This is a genomic window from Streptomyces himalayensis subsp. himalayensis (assembly GCF_013778455.1).
Taxonomy (GTDB): domain Bacteria; phylum Actinomycetota; class Actinomycetes; order Streptomycetales; family Streptomycetaceae; genus Streptomyces; species Streptomyces himalayensis.
This window is the reverse complement of the sequence record NZ_JACEHE010000025.1, coordinates 87171-108870: the sequence shown is the minus strand read 5'-3', so window position 1 is coordinate 108870 and position 21700 is coordinate 87171. Positions and strand designations below refer to the sequence as shown.

The window sequence follows — 21700 nt, the reverse complement described above, 5'->3', positions numbered from 1 at the left end:
GGAGTCACCCATCCGCTCACACACCTGGGGCACCAGATGAACGCTCGACAGCACGGCACGGCGGACCCACGCCACCGCGCCACGCTCCGCTGGATCGTCGCCATCGCCACCGTCACCCTTCTCTTCGACGGCTACGACCTGGTCGTCTACGGCACGGTCGTGCCCGTCCTCCTGCGGGACCCGAGCCAGCTCGGGCCCCTCACCCCCGGCCAGGCCGGAGCCCTCGGCAGCTACGCCCTCATCGGTGTCATGGTCGGCGCCCTGATCGCGGGCGCCATCGGCGACCACATCGGGCGGCGCCGCGTCATGCTGGTCAATATCGCCTGGTTCTCGATCGGCATGGGCCTGAGCTCGTTCGCCACCGACCTCACCGTCTTCGGCTTCCTGCGCTTCTTCACGGGCATCGGTGTGGGGGCCCTCGTGGCCACGGTCGGTGCCCTGATCGCGGAGTTCGCCCCGCCCCACAGGCGCAACTTCTACAACGCGGTCGTCTACAGCGGAGTCCCCGCCGGAGGCGTGCTCGCGGCCGTGCTGGCGCTGCTCGCCTCCGACGCGGTCGGCTGGCGTGGGCTGTTCCTGTTCGGCGCCCTGCCGCTGGTCGTGCTGCTGCCGCTCGCCCTGCTGCGGCTGCCGGAGTCGCCCAAGTGGCTGCTCGCGCGCGGGCACACGGCCCAGGCCCTCGAGGTCTCCCGCCGCACCGGCGTCCCCCTACCCGGCACGACACCCGACACAGCCTCGGACATCTCAGGGGACGTGACAACTGGTTCGACGCCGGCGAGGACCAAGGTCGGCTTCCCCGCCCTGGCCACCCGCCGCTACGCCCTGCCCACGCTGCTGCTCGGCCTGATGAGCTTCACCGGCCTGCTGCTCACCTACGGCCTCAACACCTGGCTGCCCGAGATCATGGGCCGGGGCGGCTACGGAAAGTCGTACTCGCTGGTCTTCCTGCTCACCCTCAACGGCGGCGCCATCGTCGGAGGCCTCATCGCCTCTCGGGCCGCCGACCGGATCGGTCCCCAGCGTCTCGTCGCCACGACGTTCGTCCTGGCCGCCGCATCCCTGGCCCTGCTCACGCTGCGGCTGCCACTCGGCGCGCTCCTGCCCCTCGTCGCCGTCGCCGGAGTGGGGACGCTGGGCACCCAGGTGCTGATCTACGGCTACGTCTCCCACTACTACGACACCGTGGCCCGTGCGGCCGGAGTCGCCTGGTGTGCCGGATTCGGACGACTCGGCGGAATCGGCGGGCCCGTCATCGGCGGGGCGCTCCTGGGCGCCGGGCTCCCACCGATGTACGCCTTCTACGTGTTCGCGGGCGTCGCCGTCATCGGAGCGGTGGTGACCGTGTTCGTCCCACGCCGGTCCACCGAGCCGGCCACCGCCCCCGCGACTCCCGCACCCGCGCCTCTCGCCAGCGGCGGTGCTAGCGTGCTGGCACATGAATGACCGCCCTGAGCAGCAGCAACGCCTGATCGGGCGGGCCGGCGAGGTCGCCTCGCTGGCCCGCGCGGTGAGCGCTGCCTGCGCGGGCCGGCCCTCGATGGTGCTCGTCGAGGGGCCTGCCGGTATCGGCAAGACGGCCCTCGTCGATCATGTGCTGCGGACGCAGCAGGCGGGTGCCGGTCATACGGCGCCCCGCGTGCTGCGTGTCGCCGGAGTGCCGTGGGAGTCGGCCCTGCCACTGGGCATCGCGGCGCAACTCGTCCGGGCCGGTCTCGAGCGGTCCGATCTCGCACGAGCCGATGACCTACGAGCCGACGGCGTACGAGCCGACGGCGTACGAGCCGACGGCCTACGAGCCGACGGCCTACGAGCCGACGGCGTACGAGCCGATGACGTGCGAGCCGATGACGTGCGAGCCGAGGGGCCGGGCACCACCCGTCGGCCCGACCCGGCCTCGTCCGAGGCGGTGCTGGACATGGGCCGCTTCCTGCACAGCCGCCTGGCGGCCCAGCAGGAGCGGGAGCCCCTCGCGGTCATCGTCGACGACGCCCACTGGGCCGATGTGGAGAGCCTGCGCGCGATCCTGTCGGCGATCCGCCGGATGTCCGATGAGAGGGTGCTCGTCATCCTGATCGCGCGTGACGAGCCGCACGAGTTGTACGAGATGAGGGAAGCGCGCGACGAGCCGCCCCTCTCGGTCCTGCGGACCCTGGAGTTCCTCGACGGCTGCCGGGACAACGCCATACGACCGGCGCCGCTCACCCCCGAGGACACCAGGACCCTGGCCCGGGAGTTCTGTGGCATCCCCATGGACCTCCCCACGGCCCGGCACCTGTGCCGCCACACCCTGGGCAACCCCCGCTACATCACCCAGCTGCTGCGCGAACTCCCCCGCGAGACCTGGCAGGACTGGCGGCCCAAGCTGCCCGCGCCCGCCCGCTACGCCTCGGCCGTCCGGCACCGGCTCTCCCAGTGCGGCGCGGCCGCCCGGAACCTGGTGGACGCGTGCTCCGTCCTCGGAGACGACGCATCCCTCGCCGAGGCCGCGGAACTGGCCGCCCTCGACGATCCGCTGCCCGCCGTGGACGAGGCTCGGGCGGCGGGCCTGCTGACCACCACCATCGACCCCGGACGCATGCTGCTGTCCTTCACCCACCCGCTGGCTCGGTCCGCCGTCCTCACCGCGATCGATCTGACCCGCCGCGCCGAGCTGCACCGCCGGTCGGCAGCGATCATCAAGGACCGGGGCCGGCAGCTGGCCCACCAGGTGGCCGCCACCAGCTCAGCCGACGGAGCGCTGGCCGAGGAACTCGACCGGTACGCGGCCGAGCGCGCGTGCGCCGGCGAGTGGGCCACCGTGGCCGACACCCTGGTCCGGGCCAGCCGGCTGAGCCCCGCCCGCACAGCCCGCCAGGACCGGCTGCTGCGTGCCGTCGACGCCATGATCGGTGCCGGGGACGTACCGGGCGCCGCGGTCTTCGCCGCGGAGCTGGAGAGCTTCCCTGCCGGCACCCTGCGCGACGTGGTGCTCGGCTATCTGGCCATCATGCGCGGCCGCCCGTCGGAGGCCGAGACGTTCCTGGCCCAGGCCTGGGAGCGCTGCGACCCGGAACACCATCCGGAACTGATGGCGAAGATCTGCCAGCGGCGTGTGCTGCACGCCCTGGGGCGCTGGGACGCGGGCGATCTCGTCGCCTGGGCGCGGCGCGCGCTCGAAGTGGCGGATCCCGGCGACCCGTCGGGCATCGAGTCGGAGGCCGTCCTCGGCCTCGGACTGGCCGCGATGGGCCACCCCGAGGAGGCCATAGCCGCCTACGAGACGGCCGCGGCCAAACTGCCCGGCGGCGCCCAGCCCCAGCGCTTCCAGCTCGGCCGCGGCTGGATCGATCTCGCCCTGGACGCCCCGGAGGCCGCGCGCAGAAGGCTCGAAGCCGCCGTTCCGACCGGCTACCGGATGGGATCCACCCGTATCTCCCTGTGGGCGCAAGGCTGGCTGGCCCGCACCCAGTTCGCGCTGGGGGCATGGCAGGAGGCCGTCGAAACCGTGCAGCGGGCCGCCTCCCGTATCGCCGAGGTCCGCATCGAACTCGTGCGTCCCCTGGTGCACTGGACCGGAGCCCAGATCCATGCCCTGCGCGGCGACTGGGACATGGCCGAGTACCACCTCAACGAGGGCGCCGCCGACCTCCACCACTACGAGGTCATGCTGGTCCCGGCCTGCTTGGCGCGTGCTCAGGTCGCCGAGGCACGCGGAGACTACGCACGCGTCATCGAGGCCCTGTCACCCGTGGTCCAGCTGCCCGCACGGCAGTCCGTCGACGAGCCGGGCTTCTGGCCCTGGCCGGATGTGTACGCCAACGCTCTGGTGATGACGGGACGCCTCGACGACGCCGACGCCTTCCTCACGCCGTACGAGCAGCTGGCCGAACGCCGCGGCCACCGCTCCGCCATGGCGCGCCTCGGCCTGGCGCGTGGACGTCTGACCGCGGCACAGGGCGACATGGACACCGCATGCAAGGACTTCGAGCAGGCGCTCGCGCACCTGGAGCAGCTGCCTCTGCCCTACGACCGGGCCCGGGTGAACTTCGCCTACGGCCAGACCCTGCGCCGTGCCGGCAAGCGCCGTGAGGCCGACACCGTCCTCAACAACGCCCGTGACGCCTACGTCGCGCTCGGCGCCCGCACCTACGTGGAACGGTGCGACCGCGAACTCAAGGCGGGCGGCCTGCACGCCAACCGCCTGTCCCCCGGCCTGTCCCGGCTCACACCCCAGGAACAGGCCGTCGCCCAGCTCGTCGCCTCAGGAGCGAGCAACAAACAGACGGCGTTGGAGCTGTACATCTCCGTCAAGACCGTGCAGTACCACCTGACACACATCTACTCCAAGCTGGGCATCCGCTCCCGCAGCGAACTGGCGGCGCGGTTCAGGGATGTGCCGGATGCGCCGTGAACGCCAGAGTGGCTACTGCCCGCACGCGCTGTCTGTTCGATGGCCTGACCGAGCGATGAAAGGCCCAGGACTGAGCATCGTCGCATCCGGCAGTACGCTCGAGCGACGGCCCCGGGGCGGACCGGCACCCTGCGGCGAGTGCCGAAGCATTCGGTCTCTATGCTCAACATCATGAACACCGCACACCTGGACATCAGGCCCGCAGCGGAAGGCGCAGTGTGACGACGGGGGAAATGCTCGCCGTCCTCGGAGCCGGCATCAGCGCCGGCGCAGTCAACACCGTTGTCGGCTCTGGGACACTGATCACCTTTCCCATTCTGCTGGCGACCGGCTTGCCGCCCGTCACGGCCACGGTCTCCAACGCACTCGGTCTGATCCCCGGCTCGATCAGCGGAGCCATCGGCTACCGCAGCGAACTCAGCGGCCAGACAAGGCGCATCCTGAAGCTGAGCATCGGCGCCCTGCTCGGCGGCCTCGCGGGCGCCACGCTCCTGCTGGCCCTGCCCGCCACGGCATTCGAGAGGATCGTGCCCGTCCTGGTGGGCCTCGCTCTCGTTCTGGTCGTCCTCCAGCCGCGGATCAGCAAAAACCTACGGCATCGCCGCGAAACGACCGGCAAATCCGTTCGCCCCGACGGCGGCCGGCTGCTGCTCACCGGGCTGACGCTGGCCAGCGTCTACGGCGGCTACTTCGCCGCCGCCCAAGGAATCATCTACATGTCCCTGATGGGCATGCTGCTCGACGACAGCATGCAACGGCTCAATGCCCTCAAGAACGTTCTTGCCGCTGTCGTCAACGCCGTCGCCGCGATCGTCTTCCTCGTCGTCGCGGACTTCGACTGGACGGCCGTTGCACTCCTCGCGGTCGGTTCCGCCGTCGGCGGCCAGATCGGAGCCACGGCAGGCCGCCGTCTCGGCCCGGGAGTTCTGCGCAGCCTCATCGTGGCAGTCGGCACCGTGGCCATCGTCCAGTTGCTGCTGCGCTGACCCATGGCGGCCGACCCGGCCGTTACAGCTACTCATGGGACGTCTATGACGGCGCCACCATGAACTGCGCCAAAAACGTGCACCACGACGACTCACCGGCGGGTCCCCTGCTGACCCGCCTCCGCACGGTGAACCGAAGGGCTGCCCGCCACCGTCGGCAAGGACCTGCACCCGATGCAGGAGGCCTGGCTGGAGATCGACGTCGCGCAGTGCGGCTACTGCCAGCCCGGCCAGATCATGACTGCCGTCGCCAAGGTACGCCAGGCCGCCGCGGACGGCCGCGAGATCAACGACACCGACGAGATCCGTTGCGGGACGTACCGTTCCTAGACACTGAGCGGGGGTGAGTCCTGTTGCCGGGACTGCTGCTCGGTGGCGCTGCCCCGAACGGTGTTGGGCAGGCTGGTTGTCCGCTTTCGCTCCACCGCCGGCGACGCGCATCTCGTGCGTGGTCCGGGCAGGTGGGGGCGGGTTCCCTCACGCCGTCGGTTCTCCGACCCGGCCTGGACGGTCCGATGCCCCACCGCATCACTCTGGTGCGGTGGGGGCGGTGCCGTCCGTCGCCTGATCGGATATCCGAGGGCGCGTCGCCCGATCGCGATGCTCGCGGCATCGTGCCGGGTCGTCTCACGTCGGCCGGTGGCCAGCGGCTTCTGCCAGTGCTGGGCACCCCACCGACTGGTATAGGCAGGGTCGACCGCAACGATCGCCACGTCCTGCTCGGCGGCCATCGACACCAGCCGGGCGGTGAGCCTCGCGGTCGGGAAGCGGGAGATCAGGCGGCGGAACCGCTTTTTCCGGCCGTGCTTCTCCCGGGTCTTGCTGTCGGCGAAGTCGAGGTCCTCGATGGCGATCGCGGCCACGCCGCAGCGGCGGGCGTAGTGCAACAGCCGGGTCAGGGCGTGCCGGATCTGGGCATCCCGGTGCGCGGCGCTGCCCGACAGGTCGTAGAAGAAGCGCTGCGGCTCACCGACGGGGTTGCCGTGCTGATCGAGACGCCAGACAGCCAGGTGGTCGTCGTTCATGTCGACCCCGACCGTGCCCCGGGCCAGCGCCGTCTGAAGCGGGAGGACGGGGACCGCAGCGCGCTGCCAGGATGCCGTCACATACCAGCGGCCGCGCAGCACGTCGTGGTGGACGCGGTACGCCACCGCACGGTCCGCGGTGATCCGGTCGAGCCACTCCTGGCCCCGATGCTTGAAGGCCACCCTCGCGTGCAGCTCGTACCGGCCGTGCGGGGCATTGGCCAAGTGGGCCAGCGCAGCGGGCAGTTTGATGGAGATCTGGCCGGTGTCGGTGATGCGGATGGTCTCGTTGCCGAAGCGTTTGCCGGATTCGCCGTCTGCGGCCAGGAACATCCGGGCGGCCTCCCACCGCGACCGCCATGCCTTCTCGTCGAGCCCGGCCTGCGCCAGGTGGTGGCGGGTGTTGGCAAGGCGGCGGCCGCCGCGCACCACGTGCACCCGGCCCGTGTTCCAGTCCGCCTCCACTGCCGCGAGCCGGTCTTTCAAGGTCTGCAGGCGCCGGGACTTGGCGTGCCATTCGCGCCGCGAGGCATAGCCTTTCGGTAGCCCCTCGTGCTTGTCGGCCTTGGCGCCGAGCGGCCGGTCCAGCCGGGCCCCGATCTGCGCGATCTGCCGGCGCAGCCAGGCGATATGCGCAGCCTGTGCGCGCCGGGCCAGCGCCCACTGGTCGTGGGTGGCCTTGGTGACAGAGCCCGCCCAGCGCGATGACGACCGACCGGTCAGCTCCCGCTTACGCACCGCCCACGCGGCGGCGTCGTGCTCCAGGCCCTGGCGGCAGCGGTCGGCGAGATCACCGGCGGCCAGTGAGCCGAGGAAGGCGCCGACCTCACGCAGCACGGCCGCATCCTTGTCCGTCACGCGCAGCCGGTCCCGGACAGCGACCCCGGCAGGCCCCGGCACCACGAACGATGCCGCCAGCTCCCGAACTCCGCCCACCCCTTCACCCCCTCCGGCCCGAAGGTACCGTCACGGCACTCAACGACCACCACCGGCAAAGGTCACCCATTCGACTCAAGAAACTCTGTTCCCACTCCAGAAGGCCCGGACAGGCGTCGTGGAAAGCAGCCTCCAGTGCATGGCCAGACGCCCAGACCCAGCCCCAAGCCGACCAGGCACTCACTTCTACTCACCAAGACTCACTACAGCTCAGCAAATCGGCAGCAGTTGGCGAGCCCCGTATCCGCGAGGCCATCAGACTCGGCGCCAAGAACATGTGAGCCCCCCACCCGCACACCCTGACACTGCCGCGACGACTGAGTTCACTCCGGGAGGGGAGGTTGGCCGGCGTCATAGACGAGCAGGCGGCGGTCGGGCACCAGGCGCGCCTCGGGGCTCGGGAGGTGCCGCTGCAGTGTGCCGTCGTGCATGAGGTGCAGGACCTGGACCTCGCGGGCGAGGGCCAAGTAGTCGGCGATCATTTTCCGGTGGCAGCGCCACCACACGGACTCCGCGCACATGACCGCGGTGCGTTCCCCGGCCGCCTCGATGAGCAGGTCGTCGATGGCGGAGAGAAACTCCGGGGAGCGCATGTGGGCGGCGTACCCGCCGAACGCACGGTTGCGCAGCGCGGTGTCCGGCGTGTCCGGCCGCGGCTTGCGCCAGCCTCCGAGCCGCTTCTCCCAGCGGTAGGCGATGCCGGCCTGCGGCAGCCACTGAGACATCGCCTCTCGGTTGGCGTCGGGGTTGTGCCGGCTGCCGGGCGCCGTCCGCACGTCGACCAGTCGGCGCACCTCGGCGCCGTGCAGGAGCCGGGTCATCGCCGCCGCATCAGCGGTGCCGTGGCCGAAACTCAGCAGCTGCATGTCACTCACACTGGCTTTCCCTCAGCAGTCGCGCCACCGCCGCGTGGCCGAGGGCGTCGCCCACTTCCTGCTGCGGCCCTGTGCGGCGCGGGGCTACTGCCTCCTCAGAGGACACCGATGCACCTTACGAATAGACTCGAAGGACCGGTTCGGGGACGAGGGAACTGCGAGCTCAGGGACTGGGAGCTCGGGGACTGGGAGCTCGGGGACTGGCAGCTCGGGGATTGAGAGCTCGGGAACTGGCAGCTCGGGGCCCAGGAGCTCGTGACTCGGACCGGGGACCGGGGGGATGGCCACCCCAGGAGGACGCGATGTTGCGGCACACCAGACTGGCCGGGGAATCAGAGGACTACCTCGCCGCCCGCGAGGAGCTGCGCCAGGCCGAGATCGAGCTCATGCGCCACCGCGAGAAGGTCGCGGCCCAGCGACGGGCGCTCCCGCAGGGGCCGCCCGTCGACGACTACGTCTTCATCGAGGGTCCCGCGGATCTCGACGCCGGCGACACACCGGTCCGCGAGGTCACCCTGAGCGGCCTGTTCACCGCGCCGGACCGCCCGCTGATCGTGTACCACTTCATGTACGGCAAGTTGCAGACCGACCCCTGCCCGATGTGCACGATGTGGATCGACGGCTACAACGGCATCGCCCACCACATCGCCCGCAACGCCGACTTCGCCATCGCCGCGGCCGCCGACCTGCCCACCCTGCGGCAGCACGCCCGCAACCGCGGCTGGGACCGGCTACGGCTTCTGAGCTGCGGCGACAGCACGTTCAAGTACGACCTGGGCAGTGAGGACAAGGACGGCGAGCAGGACTCCACGATCTCCGTCTTCACCCGCGACGGCGACGGCACGGTCCGCCATTTCTACTCCGCCCACCCACGGATGGCCCACGACATCGAGGAGCGCGGCATCGACCTCCTGGCCCCCGTCTGGCACCTGCTCGACCTGACCCCGCAGGGGCGCGGCGAGTGGTACCCGAGCCTCGACTACTGACGCCGACCGGCGGTGACGGCTCCCAGCATGTGTCACGTCGGATATCACGGCGCGTGCTCCGGACGGCCGACCGGATTCACAGGACTGCCGTACGCCCGTAACGGAACGCCGTTGACCGCCGAAGGCGGGCTTGCGAGCATCGGCGCATGGTCTTTCCGCTCCCGCTCCCGCTCTCGCGCTGTACGGACTCCCGCCGCCGCTGAGCCACCTCGCTCGGCGGCTTTCCGCCGTCCTTCCGTTGAGCGAGGGGAGCCGATGACCGCCGTCTCCGATCATGCCCGGCCGCCGCTGCTTGTTGCACCGCCCGCGCGGCCCGAACCTCTGTCCGTCGAGGGCGGCGGCCCGGGCGCCCTGCTGCGTACGTTGCTGCGCGACGGGCCCACTGCCCGCACGGAAATCGTGGCCAGAACCGGGCTCAGCCCAGCCGCGGTGTCGCGGCACACCGCGGAGCTGATCGGGCTCGGGCTGCTGCGCGAACTGCCGCCGCGCCCCAGTTCGCCGCGTGCCGGGCGGCCGCAGGTGCCGGTGGACATCGACCCCGGCCACCACGTCGCCTGCGGGGTGCACATCGCCCTGGAGCACATGACCTTCGCTGTGGTCGATCTGCGTGGCCGGGTCACGGCGCAGCAGCGGTTGCCGCATCCGGGCGGGCCGCGGCAGGTGCTGGAAGAGATCGGCAGGCGCCTGCCGGGCTTCCTCGGCAGGCACGCGGCGGGGCGTTCGGTGCTCGGGCTCGGCGTCGTGACCGGTGGCTGGGTCGACGCAGAGCAGGGCACGGTGATCGAGCATGGACCGCTCGGCTGGCGGGATGTGCCGGTTCGGCGCGTGCTGAGCACCGCGACCAGGCTGCCGGTGCATGTGGACGGGCACGCGCGGGCGCTGGCGCACGCGGAGCTGCTCTTCGGCGCGGGGGCGGGGCGCTCGGACCTGGTGCAGCTCTTCGTCGGCAATGTGGTGGACGCGGCGATCGCGGCGGGTGGCAGCGTGCTGCGCGGGCGCCGGTCGGGTGCGGGTGATGTGGCCCATCTGCCGCTGGGCCACAGCGGTCAGACCTGCGGGTGCGGCCGTACCGGCTGTCTTCAGAGTGCGGTGTCCGAACTCGCCGTGGCCGAGCGCGCCTTCGAGGCCGGGACCATCCCCGCACCGGACTTCGCTCAGCTCATCGACCGGGCCCGCCGAGGCCACCACGAAGCGCTGCGGGTGCTGCGCGAGCGGCTGCGGACCGTCGGACGTGCGGCCGCGCTGCTGCTCGACGTACTCAATCCGGAGGTACTGGTGGTCGTCGACCGCACGGCCCTGACCTTCCCCGAGCTGCTGCCGGACCTGTATGAGGAGGTCGACGCACACTCGCATCTGTGCATCGATCCCGAACAAGCCGTCGTGCCCAGCAGCTTCGGGCCCCACGTGCTGGCGGTCGCGGCCGGATCGGTGGTACTCGACGCGGTGTACCGGCGACCGATGGAGCTGCGTACGGCGCGTTCCGCGTGGTGAGGGTGCGTGCGCGATAGCCCAGTACCGGCCTCCCGATCGCGGTTTCTTCCACGGCGTCGCAAATTATTGTCGCCCCGACAGGCAGCGCGGGAGAATCGCCCTATGGATACGACAGGGAGGGCCGCGGCGCGTGACGCCGCCGGGCGGGAGACGGTCAACGCCTTCCGTGCCCACCACTTCGCCGGTCTGGGCTGTCGTCGGCCCGCCTGCCGCGCGCGCTGAGCCGAGCGCCGCCCGCGCGTTGTCCGTCTCCTGGTTGCCGTTTCCTTTTCCGGCCCCGTAAAGGGCCGCTTCCCGCCCTGTAGAGGGCCGACTTCTCCGTACACCTCCGTACGCCTCCGTACACGTTCACCGGTCAGCGCATCCGCAGATGCGCGCATTGGAGCTGCCCTGCCATGTCTGCACCCACCCAGACCGTCCTCGATGTCGTCAAGGTCGCCGGGAACATAGGCGCCGAGATACGCGGCGTCGACCTCGCCTCCGACCTGCCGAACGACACCGTCGCGGCGATCCGCGCCGCCCTCCTTGAGCACAAGGTCGTCTTCTTCCGCGGTCAGGACCTCGACGAGGCGAGCCATGAGCGCTTCGTCCGCCGCTTCGGCACCCCCACCACCGCGCACCCGACCGTCCCCGCCCTGGAGGGTGCCCCGGCCGTTCTCGATCTGGACTACGGCAAGACGACATCCCGGGCCAACCACTGGCACACGGACGTCACGTTCGTGCAGCGCCCGCCGCTGGGATCCATCCTCCGCGCGGTGACGATCCCGCCCTACGGCGGCGACACCGTGTGGGCCAACACGGCCACGGCGTACGCGAATCTGCCGGAGGAGCTGCGGGCGCTCGCCGACCAGCTGTGGGTGGTGCACTCCAACCAGTACGACTACGCGGCCTACAAGCCGGCGGACGACACCGAGGCGGCCCGGCGCCACCGTGCCGTCTTCACGTCGGTCGAGTACGAGACCGAGCACCCGGTCGTGCGCGTGCACCCGGAGAGCGGTGAACGCGTGCTGGTGCTTGGCGGGTTCGCGCGCCGCTTCGTCGGCTGGTCCGCGGAGGACTCGCGCGAGCTGCTGAGGCTGTTCCAGTCGTACGTGACCGAGCTGGAGAACACCGTACGCTGGCGCTGGGCGCCCGGCGACGTCGCGTTCTGGGACAACCGGGCCACGCAGCACTACGCGGTCGCCGACTACGGCACTCTCCCTCGCCGCGTGCAGCGCATCACGCTGGCCGGCGATGTCCCGGTGTCGGTGGACGGCACGCACAGCAGGGCCGTCGCCGGTGACGACACCGCGTACAACACCGCCCTCGCCCAGCCAAATGACGGGGAGCGATGATGCGGAGGCGTATCAGAGCGCTGGTCGCTCCGCTGCTGCTCGGGTTGTTGCTCCCGGTCGCCACGGCCTGCGGCGGGGACTCCACCGCGGCCACGTCGCCGGACGGCAGCGGCAGCCAGGGCAAGGTGACGCTGCGGATCGGCGACCAGGGTCAGAGTCTGCTGACCACTCTCAAGGTGTCGGGGCAGCTGAAGAACCTGCCCTACAAGGTGGAGTTCAACCAGTTCGACAGCGGGCCGCTGGTCAACCAGGGGCTCCAGGCAGGGGCGATCGACTTCGGCGTCATGGGTGACACTCCGGCGGTGTTCGCGCAGGCGAGCGGGATTCCGGTGAAGGTCATCGCGGTGTCGAAGACCGTCGGCCCCGGCTACACGCTGGTCGCGCGGGCGGGCACCGGGATCAGGACGATCGCGGACCTCAAGGGCAAGAAGATCGCGATCTCCAAGAACACCGCGAACCACGGCTTCCTGCTGCGGGTCCTGGACAAGGCGGGGCTGAAGCAGAAGGACGTCACCGCCGTCGACGTTCCGCTGCAGAACATCGGCAACGTCCTCGAGTCCGGAACGGTCGACGCCGCCACGGCCTCCGAGGAGACCCGCGCCAAGTACCTGCAGGACCATCCCGACGCCGTCCAGGTCATCAACGGCCGTTCCGTAACGCCCGGTTACGCGTTCCGGCTGGCCACCGAGAAGGCCCTGGCCGACCCGGCGAAGCGCAAGGCGCTGCTGGACTTCACCGCACGTCTGGCGAAGGCCAACGCATGGATCCGCTCCCATCCGGACGCCTGGGTCGACGCCTACTACGTCAAGATCCGCAAGCAGACGGCAGCCCTGGGCAAGCAGGTCTTCCAGGCCACGGGCGAGACCACCTACGTCCCCATCGACGACACCGTCGTCCGGTCCCAGCAAGAGCAGGCCGACCTCTTCACAGAGAACGGCCAGATACCGCAGAAGGTCGACCTCTCCCAACAGTTCGATCCCTCCGTCATCAAGGACTTCAACGCGGTTCTCGCCGCTGCACAGAAGGGCTGACCACCATGACCTCGACCGCCTCGACGAACCCGACGACCTCCACCGCGACCGTACGCCCCGCCTCCGGCCACACAGGCGCCGACATCTCCGGCGTCGACCTCTCCAAGCCCCTCTCCGACGGGGACCTTGCGGTCATCAAGGAGGCGCTGCACCGCTGGAAGGTCGTCTTCTTCCGCGGCCAGGACCTCGACCACGCCTCGCAGATCGCCTTCGCCCGGCAGTTCGGCGAGCTGACCTATGCCCACCCGCACGACGACACCCCGCCGGAGGACCACCCGGAGATCTTCACCATCGACCCGCGCCGCTACGAGGAGCGCTACGGCGAGGGGTTCCGCGAGGCCACGAAGAAGCGCCGCTACAGCTACTTCTCCGGCTGGCACACCGATGTCACCGCGGCCGTCAACCCACCGGCCGGATCGATCCTGCGCGCCGAGACCGTCCCCGAGTTCGGCGGCGACACCCAGTGGACCAACCTGGTCGCCGCTTACGAGGGCCTGTCCGCCCCGGTACGCGCCTTCGTCGACACGCTGCGTGCCGAGCACCGCTACGGCGGCGCCGACAAGCCCACCGGCGACAGCGCCTACGCCCGCCGCATCAACGACAACCTGCTGGTCTCCGTCCACCCGGTGGTCCGCGTCCACCCCGAGACCGGGGAGCGCGCGCTGTTCGTGAACCCCGGCTTCACCAGCCACATCGTGGACGTGACCCCGAGCGAGAGCCGCGCCATCCTCAATCTGCTCTACGAGGAGATCACGCGCCCCGAGTACACCGTCCGCTTCCGCTGGGAGCCCGGCAGTGTCGCCTTCTGGGACAACCGGGCCACCGCCCATCTCGCCCCGCGCGACATCGAGCACCTGAACGTCGAGCGTCGGCTGCACCGCGTCACGCTGATCGGTGAGCTCCCGGTCGGCCCGGACGGACAGGAGTCCGAGCTGGTCGCGGGCAAGCCGTTCACCGCCGACCACCGGGTGGTCGTCGGTGCCTGATGCGCTGACGACCGAGGTCGCCGCGCCGTCCTCCGCAGAGGGCGGCGCGGCGCCGCCGCCGCATGCGTCGGGCCTGGTCGACGCGGCCGCGCTGAGCAAGCCGCGGCGCACCCTGGTCCCCCTCCCCCGCCCGGTACGCCGCCTGGCGGGGCCCGGGTCCGTCCTCATCGTCTGGCAACTGCTGGGCACCCTCGGCATCCTCAGCGACCGCGTGCTGGCCCCGCCCAGCGCCGTACTCTCCGCCGGCTGGGAGCTGACCCGTACCGGCGAGCTCGGCAACCACCTGCTCGCATCCCTCACCCGGGTCACGTCGGGGCTCGCGATCGGGGTTTCGGCCGGTGTCGCGCTGGCCGTGGTCGCCGGGCTCTTCCGGCTCGGCGACGAATTCCTCGACTCCACTCTGCAGGTGCTGCGCGCGCTGCCCGTACTTGGCCTGCTGCCGCTGGTCATCATCTGGTTCGGGGTGGGCGAGCCGCCGAAGATCGCGCTGGTCTCCTTCGCGACGCTGTTCCCCGTGTACGTCAACACGTATGCGGCCATCCGCGGCGTCGAGAGCCGGCTCGTCGAGGCGGGCCGGGTCTTCGGCCTCGGCCGGCTCGGTCTCGTACGCCATGTGATCCTGCCCGGCGCCGTCCCCGGTTTCCTCGTAGGACTGCGCTTCGCCCTCACCGGCGCATGGCTCGTGATGATCATCGCCGAGCAGCTCAACGCAACCGACGGCATCGGTTACCTGATGAACCAGGCCCAGAGCTGGTACCGCACCGACATCATCGTGCTCGGCCTGCTGATCTACGGGGCGCTCGGGCTGGCCGCCGACGGCATCGTGCGGCTCCTTGAGCGGCGCCTGCTGTCCTGGCGGCGCGGCTTCGAAGGAGGCCAGTGATGACCGTCGCACAAGGAGTACGCCGTGCCTTCGACGGCCGCGAGGTGCTTGCCGGAGTCGATCTCACCATCCGCGAGGGCGAGTTCGTCGCCCTGCTCGGCCGCAGCGGCTCCGGCAAGTCCACGCTGCTGCGTGCCATGGCGGGGCTCGACCCGGAGATCGGCGGGCAGCTGCTGGTGCCGCGGCGCCGCTCCGTGGTCTTCCAGGACCCACGACTTCAGCCCTGGAAACGAGTGCTCGACAACGTGGTGATCGGCCTCCCCCGGCAGGGCGCCCGCGAGCGCGGCCGCGCCGCCCTCGCCGAGGTCGGACTCGCCGCGCATGAACGCGCCTGGCCCGCCACCCTCTCGGGAGGCGAGGCCCAGCGGGCCGCGCTGGCCCGCGCCCTCGTCCGCGAGCCCGAACTCCTCCTCCTCGACGAGCCGTTCGGTGCCCTGGACGCGCTGACCCGCATCCGTATGCACGCGCTTCTACGCGAGCTGTGCGCGAAGCACCGGCCCGCCGTCCTCCTGGTGACCCATGACGTCGACGAGGCGATACTCCTCGCCGACCGTGTGCTGGTCCTCACGGACGGCCGCATCGGACTGGCCCGCGAGGTACGGCTCGAGGGCGCCCGGCAGCGTACGGACCCCGCCTTCGCGGAGCTGCGCGGAGATCTGCTGGCCGAGTTGGGGGTGGCGGACGGAAGCTGAGGTTGGGCCGGGCCGATGTGTCACGGCGTCGGTTTTCCTGTCGGCGCACCTTCGGCACGCCTGAGCAGGAGTATCGGTAGTTCCGGAGTTCCGCTTGGCCCGGAACCTGTGCGGGCCAAGCGGACCGGTCTGTCGGCGCAAGGCAGAACCGACAGACCGTGGTCACCGCCCGTGCTTGTTCCGCGTCGCGGCGCACGGTCGATTCAATCTGCTCAGAGGGTCGAGATGAGACCCGTGACGGCCGAGGTGTCGACGTGACCGGCACCCTGGCCGGACAGGGTGAGCTCGGCCGGGACGAGACCGCCGACGCCGCCGGAGATCCAGGCGCCCTCGCTGTCGACGCCGGCGGAGAGCCAGGCGCCGGTGCCACCGGACACGGTGTCCAGGTCGGTCTCGGAGATCTCCTGGGTCGCAATCTGGGGGATGGAGCTCATGGTGTGAGGTTCCCTTTCGGTGGGCGTTGAGCGATGGATACGGCCGTTCGGCCGACCGGCGTGCACACAGTGCATGCCGCAGTCACGGGAGTCGGTGCGGCGCCAAGTTGCCTGTAACAGCATCTTTTCGTACGACTTCCGCGCCGCGAAGAGCAAAGCATGCGCGCTGCTTGCAGTGCCAACTGCGCCACGTCCACTTGTGCAGCGTTTCACCGCCGGAGTGTGCGGCGTGCCCGCGCGTCCACGACTTGGTGGCAGATTCTTCACGCGATGGAAGGTGTATTTTCCGCGGGCTCTACAACCTGCCGTAGCGAATCAAGACATAACTGCTCCAAGGGAATTGCTTGCTGCCCCGGCAGGGCGGGGACTCTCGCAGACCGTGTGCCGTCTGCGTCACCTCTGTGCAGATTCGCTGTAGGACGCCGACCGCCGACCTCGCCGAGCCTCAGCGAACTGGTGTCTCACCCGTCCCAGAGGTCTTCCAGCCGAAGCCGTACGGCATACAGCCCGTCGGGCCCGCCGATGGTGAGCAGCCCCTCGGAGGTGAGGGCGAGCGCGTGGCAGGCGTGCAGCAGCGGCAGGATGCGCACCCTGCCGGAGAACACGTCCCACACGTGCAACTCGGCATCGCCCCAGGCGGCGGCGAGCACCGGACCGGTGGGTGTGTCGGCCGCGGCGAGTGCGGTGACAAGGGCCGGCCGCTCCTGCACGGGGACCGGCATCGGCTCGGCCGAGGTCTCCCACAGCCGCAGGGAGCCGTCCAGTGCGGCGCTGAAGACGAAGGTCAGTCCGTGCTCGGGGCGGTGGAGGCAGGTGGCGGCCGTGACCGGCTGCTCGTGCAAGCGGCAGGACCACGGGGTCTCCTGATAGTCACTCAGGGACCACACGTGCACGGTTCCGCCGCCGTCGCCCACGACCGCGTAGGGGCTGGGCAGGCACCCGCCGAGGGCGGTGACCCGGGATTCCTTCTCCGTGAGGGCTGCCGAACCGTGGTGCTCGGCGATGTGCGCGAGCACTGTCGCCGCGGCTGTGTCGTCCTCGGGTGCCAGCGGCAACAGGGCGCCGTCCTCGTCAAGGAGCAGCATGGACCGGGCGTCGCGCGGGGCGACGGAGCCGGGTCGTACGACCGGAGGAGAGCCGATCGTGGCGGTGGGCGCACCGGTGTCCAGGTCGTACGCCCGCAGCCTACCCGTGGCGTCGGCCACCAGCAGGTGCCGTTCGCTCCCGGGCAAGGGTGACAGCGCCGCCACGGGGGTGTCGCGCCGAGCCCACACCGCTGCCCAGTCGTTCCGCTGTGCGAGGGGACGCAGATACTCGGCCAGGGCGGCATCCGTGCCCACGGCCGCGGCGTGGAGCAGGGCCGCACGCGCGGCACTGCCGGTATGGACCGCCGTCAGCTCGGGCGCGGCACGCCGCCACACCTGGCGGAGCCGTCCGGGAACGGGGATGCGCTCGTCGGCGAGTACGGACGTGATGGCGTCGGCCGCGCCGTGCACCAGGAACCCGGGGTCGGCCAACAGGCCCCGGACGGCCGCTGCGCCGTCGTCGGCGCGCAGCGCCGCGTCGAGGGCATGGCGTCGGACCGCGTCGGGCGCCTGGGACCAGTCCGGGCGGCCGTCGGGCGTGTGCGGCACCGCTGCGACGAGCTCCGTGAAGGCGGCGGGCTTCGGGCTCGCCGGGCCGTCCGCAGGAAGGCCTGCGATCACGGGCGGGCTGCTGCCCAGTTCGATGGTCTCCACACCCTCCGCGGGCAGCAGTCCGGATGCGCCGACCTCCACCGCCGCGCGGAGGTGGGGCAGCGACAGCAGGGGTTCCAGCAGCTCGGCGACCAGAGCCGCCGGGTCCGCTTGCGGCAGGTCCGCAGGACCGGCCCCGGCCCGGTGCAGATCCGGTACGAGCAGCAGCAACGGCCGCTCGTCCCTGCGCATCCAGGCCAGCAGACGTGCCGGGGAGAGCGGGCCGTAGCCGAGCTGCCGCCCCAGTTCCCACGCGAAGGTGTCCACCGTCAGCCCCTCGGCCGGGACGGTGGCATGGACGGTCGTGTGCGGATGGCCGGGCGACCCGGCCAGGAACCAGGCGAGCAGATGGCTCTTGCCGCTGCCTTCCGCGCCCTGCACCAGGCACAGTCGGGGTCTGGCCCCGCTGTCGTCGGCCGCCCAGTCGAGCAACTGCTGCCCGAAGGGCCGCTTGTCGTCGTCGAGCGGCGGCCAGGAGGCGATGTCCGGCACGGCGATGTCGGCGGTGATGGCGTGCTCCCCCTTCCCTTCGTTCCCGGGTTCCTCGTGCGACCCCTACTGAGGAGGCGGCGCAGCCGCCTCGCGTAGCTGCCGGATGCCCTCGGCGCGGGACTCCGCCGTTTCCCCGTAAGGGAAGTTGTGGGTCAGCTGCGCATCGGGAAAGACCTGTCCGAGCCACATGGCGCAGTAGTGCCCCGGCATGAAGCAGGCCTCCAGCTCGGTGTGGATCCGCAGCACCTGGTCCGGCTCGACCCCCGCCGCCTGCAGCCGGGCCCACAGCCGCTCCTCGGGGTGGACGCCTATCCCGCCCGCCTGCGTGACGATCTGCTTCTCGCCTTGGCCGTCGACGATCTCGAAAGCGCTGAACCACTCCGCGCTCGCTGTGTCCCTGATGTCGTCGAGCACGAGGGGCCACCAGTTCTCGCGCCCCTCGAAGGCCCGCGGGTCGATCGCCCGGAGGCGCTGTTCGAGCTCGGTGTGCGCGGCGGAGGCCTCTTGTGGCCGGTCGGTGCCCAGGATCACGCCGAGGGCCCGGTCGAGCGTGGCGAGCGACTGCGCGAAGCCTTGCGGAGTCGAGTTCACGAATCTGAACTCCTCGGCCCAGTCGAGGAGTACCGCGCGCACCACGCCCTGGTGGTCGGCGCAGATCTCGAATCCCCGGTCTGATCCGAGCCGCGCCCAGTCCCGGCAGCCCTCTTGCACGACCGTGCGCCCGACGGCCCCTGCGAACTCCGCCAGCCGCACGGGATCGGCGTCGGCCGTCGCGAAATACGGACCGACCCGCAGGGGGACGGCGACCTGCGCGAGCCGCCGGGCGCTCTCGGGGCTGTCGGCCGGATCAATGGCCGCGCTCGTCCCGAAAAGCCGAACGCCGTCGTCACTCATTGCTGCGCACCCCCGGGGAAAGGACCCTTACCGTGCCGGAAAACTACCACATGCCGCCGGCGATATCGGTGATCACGCCTTCCCAGAGGCTGGGACCTTCGAAAGGAATCGGGTCGATCCGGGAAAGTTCCGCCTCGATCTCTCCGGCGATCCGTTCCAGCTCTTCAACCGGCAGCATTTCGACTGCGTCCTCCGGGTCGTAATCCGGCCGCCGCTTCTCCAGGAGCCACATTCCGTACACCATGGATGAAAGGTCGGTGTGCAGAGGTTCGATCTGGCGCAGTTCGCTGATGTCATACACGATTCCGGTTTCGCCATCGAGCGCGATGTCGCTGTGAATGGCTTCGCCGAGATGAATCCAGTGGCTGAAGTCAGCCGGTGCGCCCTCGTACTCCGCGAAATCGGTTGCGGGCCGGTGGGACAGCAGAGGCGTCAGCCCTTCGGCGAGGTCGTCCCTGATCTCGAACAGTACTCCTTCGGCCTTCGGAATACCGATCTCGGCCAGGAATGCGCGGGACTCCGCGTGGCTGAGAATCGAGCTCTGCCGGTCCAGTGGCGTACGTGAAATCTGCTCCGCGGGGAAAACACCCTCCAGGAGCTCGGCGGTGACCGGAGCGATCATGGCATGTCCCTAAATCATGCTGTGCGCGACATGGGCAGGCGCCAAGGTAGCACGTCCTGCCCCCGCCCCTGCGGCCTGTTCAGTGGGCGAGGCGGCCCAGTGCGCTGACATACTTACCCATTTCCCTGTTTCCTTGTCTCTGGGATTCCAGCAGCGCCGCTTTCCGGTCCTTTTCATCGTCCCAGGTCGCATGCTCCCCGTATTCAAAGCTGTGTGACATATTGGCGTTCGGGAAGTGTTGCTCCATCCACTCCCCACAGAAATATTTCGGTGTTCGGCAGGGCGCCCGCTCGCTGTAGGCATCGGTGACCAGGTCGGCCATTCCACTGTTCTTCAGCGGGACTCCGACTATTCGCTCCGAGTGCGGGCCGTCGACCCGCCCGACCAGAATGAAGCTGTTGTCGCCCTCGCCGACCCGGAACGCCGCGTAGTTCTTTCCCTTGTAGTATCCGTCGGAATGCCGGGCCAGTTGGGTGGCACGCGACAGGTCCGTCGATCCTGCGACGATCGGCGTCGAATTCTTGCGTGGCCCCTCCGCGCTCGCCGTGTCCCGGTCGAGCGGCACGGCCTCCCGCTTGCCGTCCGGCATGGGATTTTCGTCGGACAGCAGCCTGCTCAAAGCGCTGTCCTTTTTGGGATCGAGCGAGCCGGGATCCACCTCGACTTTCTTGCCGTCCGACTGGAGAAGGCTGACCTTCCCAGATTTGTCGACGAGATAGACGGGCGTTTTGTCGCCGAATTTCGCGAGCTCACCGAGGGAGTGCGCCTTGTGCAGCCCCTCCAGGTCGCGAGCCGATCGACCGTCGCTGTCGCGGTAGTTCTGGCCCATCTTCTTCATGCCGCGCGTCATGCTGTCGTCGAGATGCTTCGCGGCGGTTTTCGCGGCGTCCTCGATGCCGTCCAGCACCGTCTGGATGCCGGCGTTCGCGGCATCCGCGATCTCGTCCCTGCCCTTGGTCCGGCCGTGCGTCGACTTCGCCCGGGACAGCTTGCCGCCCGCCTTGTCGCGCACCTTGCCGCCGGCGTTCTTCAGCCCGGAGTCGGCCCGGTCGAAGGAATCCGGGTCGAAGCTGAACTTCCCGCCGCCGACCTCGCCTCCGTCGTCGCCGCCGCCCGCGCTGTTGAGGCGCATCGTCGTCTTGGCGGCGTCCACGCCCTGCGCGAGGCCCTCCTGGCCCGCCTTGGCGGTCCGGCCGAGATCCACCCCCTCCTGGACGCCCAGAGCGTTCCCGCCGAGCTGCACCACCAGGTCGCCGACCATCGAGCCCAGGGCCTCGTAGACCGGGCCCATGGCCACGTTCACGATCTCTTCGGCGACCTGCTCGCAGACCTCCTTGAAGATCTTCTTCACCGCGACCCGGGTGACCTGCGTCGCCGCCAGGCCGCCGAGCGTGGACAGGCCCAGGGTGACGGGGGACGCGGCGATGGCCGCCGCGATCTCGGCAGCGAGAATGCCCAGTTGCGCGATCGCCGCGAGTTTCGCGCCTTCGATCAGCCGGGCGACCCCGTCCAGCGCGGTCGCCGTCATCCGCCCCGCCTCGGCGAGGTTCTGGAGATGCGTGTCCTTGACCTTGCCCCAGTGCTTCTCGAGGGCCTGTATCGCGAGGCCTTCGTTCGACCCGATCAGATCCGTCAACGCCTTGTGCGCCTCGGACGCGCCGTCGTCGATGTCATCGGCGAACTCGCGCATGGCCGTGGCCATCTCGCGATAGTCGTCCTCGTCGACGTTCGGCCAGCTGACACCGATGAGCTCAAGGGCTTCGTCCAGATAGCCCGGCAGCGTGACACCCACAAGAACCCCCGTTCGAAGGTCACCTGACGAAACGTAACTTCGAATGGTTCAGAGGATCAAGCGCGCTACGGCACAGCGGCTGCATCTGTGACGAAGACGTCACGGGATCGCCAAC

General features: G+C 70.2%; 17 protein-coding genes and 1 pseudogene. 11 read left to right on the top strand and 7 right to left on the bottom strand.

Annotated features, from left to right (window positions below; genetic code table 11):
* The first annotated feature begins 36 nt into the window (after positions 1 to 36).
* The 4 genes and pseudogenes from H1D24_RS31515 to H1D24_RS31500 all read left to right on the top strand — a co-directional run.
* Positions 37 to 1443 (top strand): MFS transporter, encoded by a 1407-nt coding sequence (locus H1D24_RS31515; protein ID WP_181661128.1) that lies wholly within the window; start codon positions 37 to 39, stop codon positions 1441 to 1443.
* Positions 1436 to 4390 (top strand): helix-turn-helix transcriptional regulator, encoded by a 2955-nt coding sequence (locus H1D24_RS31510; RefSeq protein WP_181661127.1) that lies wholly within the window; start codon positions 1436 to 1438, stop codon positions 4388 to 4390. The genes H1D24_RS31515 and H1D24_RS31510 overlap by 8 nt, the downstream gene beginning before the upstream one ends.
* A gap of 218 nt (positions 4391 to 4608) precedes the next feature.
* Positions 4609 to 5376 carry a sulfite exporter TauE/SafE family protein gene (locus H1D24_RS31505; RefSeq protein ID WP_181661126.1) on the top strand — a complete coding sequence of 256 codons (768 nt, stop codon included), beginning with the start codon at positions 4609 to 4611 and terminating at the stop codon, positions 5374 to 5376.
* Positions 5377 to 5511: 135 nt separating this feature from the next.
* Positions 5512 to 5706, top strand: a pseudogene (locus H1D24_RS31500) (2Fe-2S iron-sulfur cluster-binding protein); the annotation flags it as partial.
* Here the strand turns inward: H1D24_RS31500 and H1D24_RS31495 are convergent.
* Positions 5703 to 7337 (bottom strand): transposase, encoded by a 1635-nt coding sequence (locus H1D24_RS31495; RefSeq protein ID WP_181661125.1) that lies wholly within the window; start codon positions 7335 to 7337, stop codon positions 5703 to 5705. The pseudogene H1D24_RS31500 and the gene H1D24_RS31495 sit on opposite strands and share 4 nt — an antisense overlap.
* A 323-nt stretch (positions 7338 to 7660) precedes the next feature.
* Positions 7661 to 8203 carry a DUF488 domain-containing protein gene (locus tag H1D24_RS31490; protein ID WP_181661143.1) on the bottom strand — a complete coding sequence of 181 codons (543 nt, stop codon included), beginning with the start codon at positions 8201 to 8203 and terminating at the stop codon, positions 7661 to 7663.
* Positions 8204 to 8514: 311 nt separating this feature from the next.
* Here H1D24_RS31490 and H1D24_RS31485 point away from each other — a divergent pair, with 311 nt between their 5' ends.
* The 7 genes from H1D24_RS31485 (at position 8515) to H1D24_RS31455 (ending at position 15615) form a co-directional block, all read left to right on the top strand.
* On the top strand, positions 8515 to 9198 hold the full coding sequence (locus H1D24_RS31485) for a DUF899 family protein (RefSeq protein WP_181661124.1): 684 nt from the start codon (positions 8515 to 8517) through the stop codon (positions 9196 to 9198).
* Positions 9199 to 9453: 255 nt separating this feature from the next.
* Entirely contained in the window at positions 9454 to 10689 is a 1236-nt protein-coding gene (locus H1D24_RS31480; protein WP_181661123.1) for an ROK family transcriptional regulator, read from the top strand.
* A 395-nt stretch (positions 10690 to 11084) separates the two neighbouring features.
* Positions 11085 to 12023 (top strand): TauD/TfdA dioxygenase family protein, encoded by a 939-nt coding sequence (locus H1D24_RS31475; protein ID WP_181661122.1) that lies wholly within the window; start codon positions 11085 to 11087, stop codon positions 12021 to 12023.
* Entirely contained in the window at positions 12020 to 13054 is a 1035-nt protein-coding gene (locus H1D24_RS31470; RefSeq protein ID WP_181661121.1) for an ABC transporter substrate-binding protein, read from the top strand. The genes H1D24_RS31475 and H1D24_RS31470 overlap by 4 nt, the downstream gene beginning before the upstream one ends.
* Before the next feature lie 5 nt (positions 13055 to 13059).
* Positions 13060 to 14040 carry a TauD/TfdA dioxygenase family protein gene (locus tag H1D24_RS31465; RefSeq protein WP_181661120.1) on the top strand — a complete coding sequence of 327 codons (981 nt, stop codon included), beginning with the start codon at positions 13060 to 13062 and terminating at the stop codon, positions 14038 to 14040.
* Positions 14033 to 14923, top strand: a complete 891-nt coding sequence (locus tag H1D24_RS43720) for an ABC transporter permease (protein WP_220137454.1) — start codon at positions 14033 to 14035, stop codon at positions 14921 to 14923. The genes H1D24_RS31465 and H1D24_RS43720 overlap by 8 nt, the downstream gene beginning before the upstream one ends.
* Positions 14923 to 15615: an ABC transporter ATP-binding protein gene (locus H1D24_RS31455; protein ID WP_181661119.1), complete on the top strand. Its 693-nt coding sequence runs from the start codon at positions 14923 to 14925 to the stop codon at positions 15613 to 15615. Before H1D24_RS43720 ends, H1D24_RS31455 begins: the two co-directional genes overlap by 1 nt.
* 212 nt (positions 15616 to 15827) lie before the next feature.
* Here the strand turns inward: H1D24_RS31455 and H1D24_RS31450 are convergent, their stop codons facing one another.
* The 5 genes from H1D24_RS31450 to H1D24_RS43715 all read right to left on the bottom strand — a co-directional run bounded on the left by H1D24_RS31450 (position 15828) and on the right by H1D24_RS43715 (position 21585).
* Positions 15828 to 16049: a hypothetical protein gene (locus H1D24_RS31450; RefSeq protein ID WP_181661118.1), complete on the bottom strand. Its 222-nt coding sequence runs from the start codon at positions 16047 to 16049 to the stop codon at positions 15828 to 15830.
* Positions 16050 to 16510: 461 nt separating this feature from the next.
* Entirely contained in the window at positions 16511 to 18277 is a 1767-nt protein-coding gene (locus H1D24_RS31445) for a hypothetical protein (RefSeq protein ID WP_220137453.1), read from the bottom strand.
* Positions 18278 to 18340: 63 nt separating this feature from the next.
* The gene (locus tag H1D24_RS31440; protein ID WP_181661117.1) at positions 18341 to 19171 is read right to left on the bottom strand and encodes a nucleic acid/nucleotide deaminase domain-containing protein; all 831 of its coding nucleotides are present in this window, start codon (positions 19169 to 19171) and stop codon (positions 18341 to 18343) included.
* A gap of 43 nt (positions 19172 to 19214) precedes the next feature.
* Positions 19215 to 19793 (bottom strand): SUKH-4 family immunity protein, encoded by a 579-nt coding sequence (locus tag H1D24_RS31435; protein WP_181661116.1) that lies wholly within the window; start codon positions 19791 to 19793, stop codon positions 19215 to 19217.
* Positions 19794 to 19872: 79 nt separating this feature from the next.
* Entirely contained in the window at positions 19873 to 21585 is a 1713-nt protein-coding gene (locus H1D24_RS43715) for a WXG100-like domain-containing protein (protein WP_181661115.1), read from the bottom strand.
* Between the last annotated feature and the right edge of the window lie 115 nt (positions 21586 to 21700).

What these genes read in the sequence shown, in the direction of transcription:
- H1D24_RS31485 (WP_181661124.1), top strand. Translation starts at nt 8,515, where the DNA reads ATGTTGCGGCACACCAGACTGGCCGGGGAATCAGAGGACTACCTCGCC.
- H1D24_RS31440 (WP_181661117.1), bottom strand. Translation starts at nt 19,171, where the DNA reads ATGAGTGACGACGGCGTTCGGCTTTTCGGGACGAGCGCGGCCATTGAT.
- H1D24_RS31470 (WP_181661121.1), top strand. Translation starts at nt 12,020, where the DNA reads ATGATGCGGAGGCGTATCAGAGCGCTGGTCGCTCCGCTGCTGCTCGGG.
- H1D24_RS31515 (WP_181661128.1), top strand. Translation starts at nt 37, where the DNA reads ATGAACGCTCGACAGCACGGCACGGCGGACCCACGCCACCGCGCCACG.
- H1D24_RS31475 (WP_181661122.1), top strand. Translation starts at nt 11,085, where the DNA reads ATGTCTGCACCCACCCAGACCGTCCTCGATGTCGTCAAGGTCGCCGGG.
- H1D24_RS31435 (WP_181661116.1), bottom strand. Translation starts at nt 19,793, where the DNA reads ATGATCGCTCCGGTCACCGCCGAGCTCCTGGAGGGTGTTTTCCCCGCG.
- H1D24_RS31465 (WP_181661120.1), top strand. Translation starts at nt 13,060, where the DNA reads ATGACCTCGACCGCCTCGACGAACCCGACGACCTCCACCGCGACCGTA.
- H1D24_RS31490 (WP_181661143.1), bottom strand. Translation starts at nt 8,203, where the DNA reads ATGCAGCTGCTGAGTTTCGGCCACGGCACCGCTGATGCGGCGGCGATG.
- H1D24_RS31455 (WP_181661119.1), top strand. Translation starts at nt 14,923, where the DNA reads ATGACCGTCGCACAAGGAGTACGCCGTGCCTTCGACGGCCGCGAGGTG.
- H1D24_RS31480 (WP_181661123.1), top strand. Translation starts at nt 9,454, where the DNA reads ATGACCGCCGTCTCCGATCATGCCCGGCCGCCGCTGCTTGTTGCACCG.
- H1D24_RS31510 (WP_181661127.1), top strand. Translation starts at nt 1,436, where the DNA reads ATGAATGACCGCCCTGAGCAGCAGCAACGCCTGATCGGGCGGGCCGGC.
- H1D24_RS31450 (WP_181661118.1), bottom strand. Translation starts at nt 16,049, where the DNA reads ATGAGCTCCATCCCCCAGATTGCGACCCAGGAGATCTCCGAGACCGAC.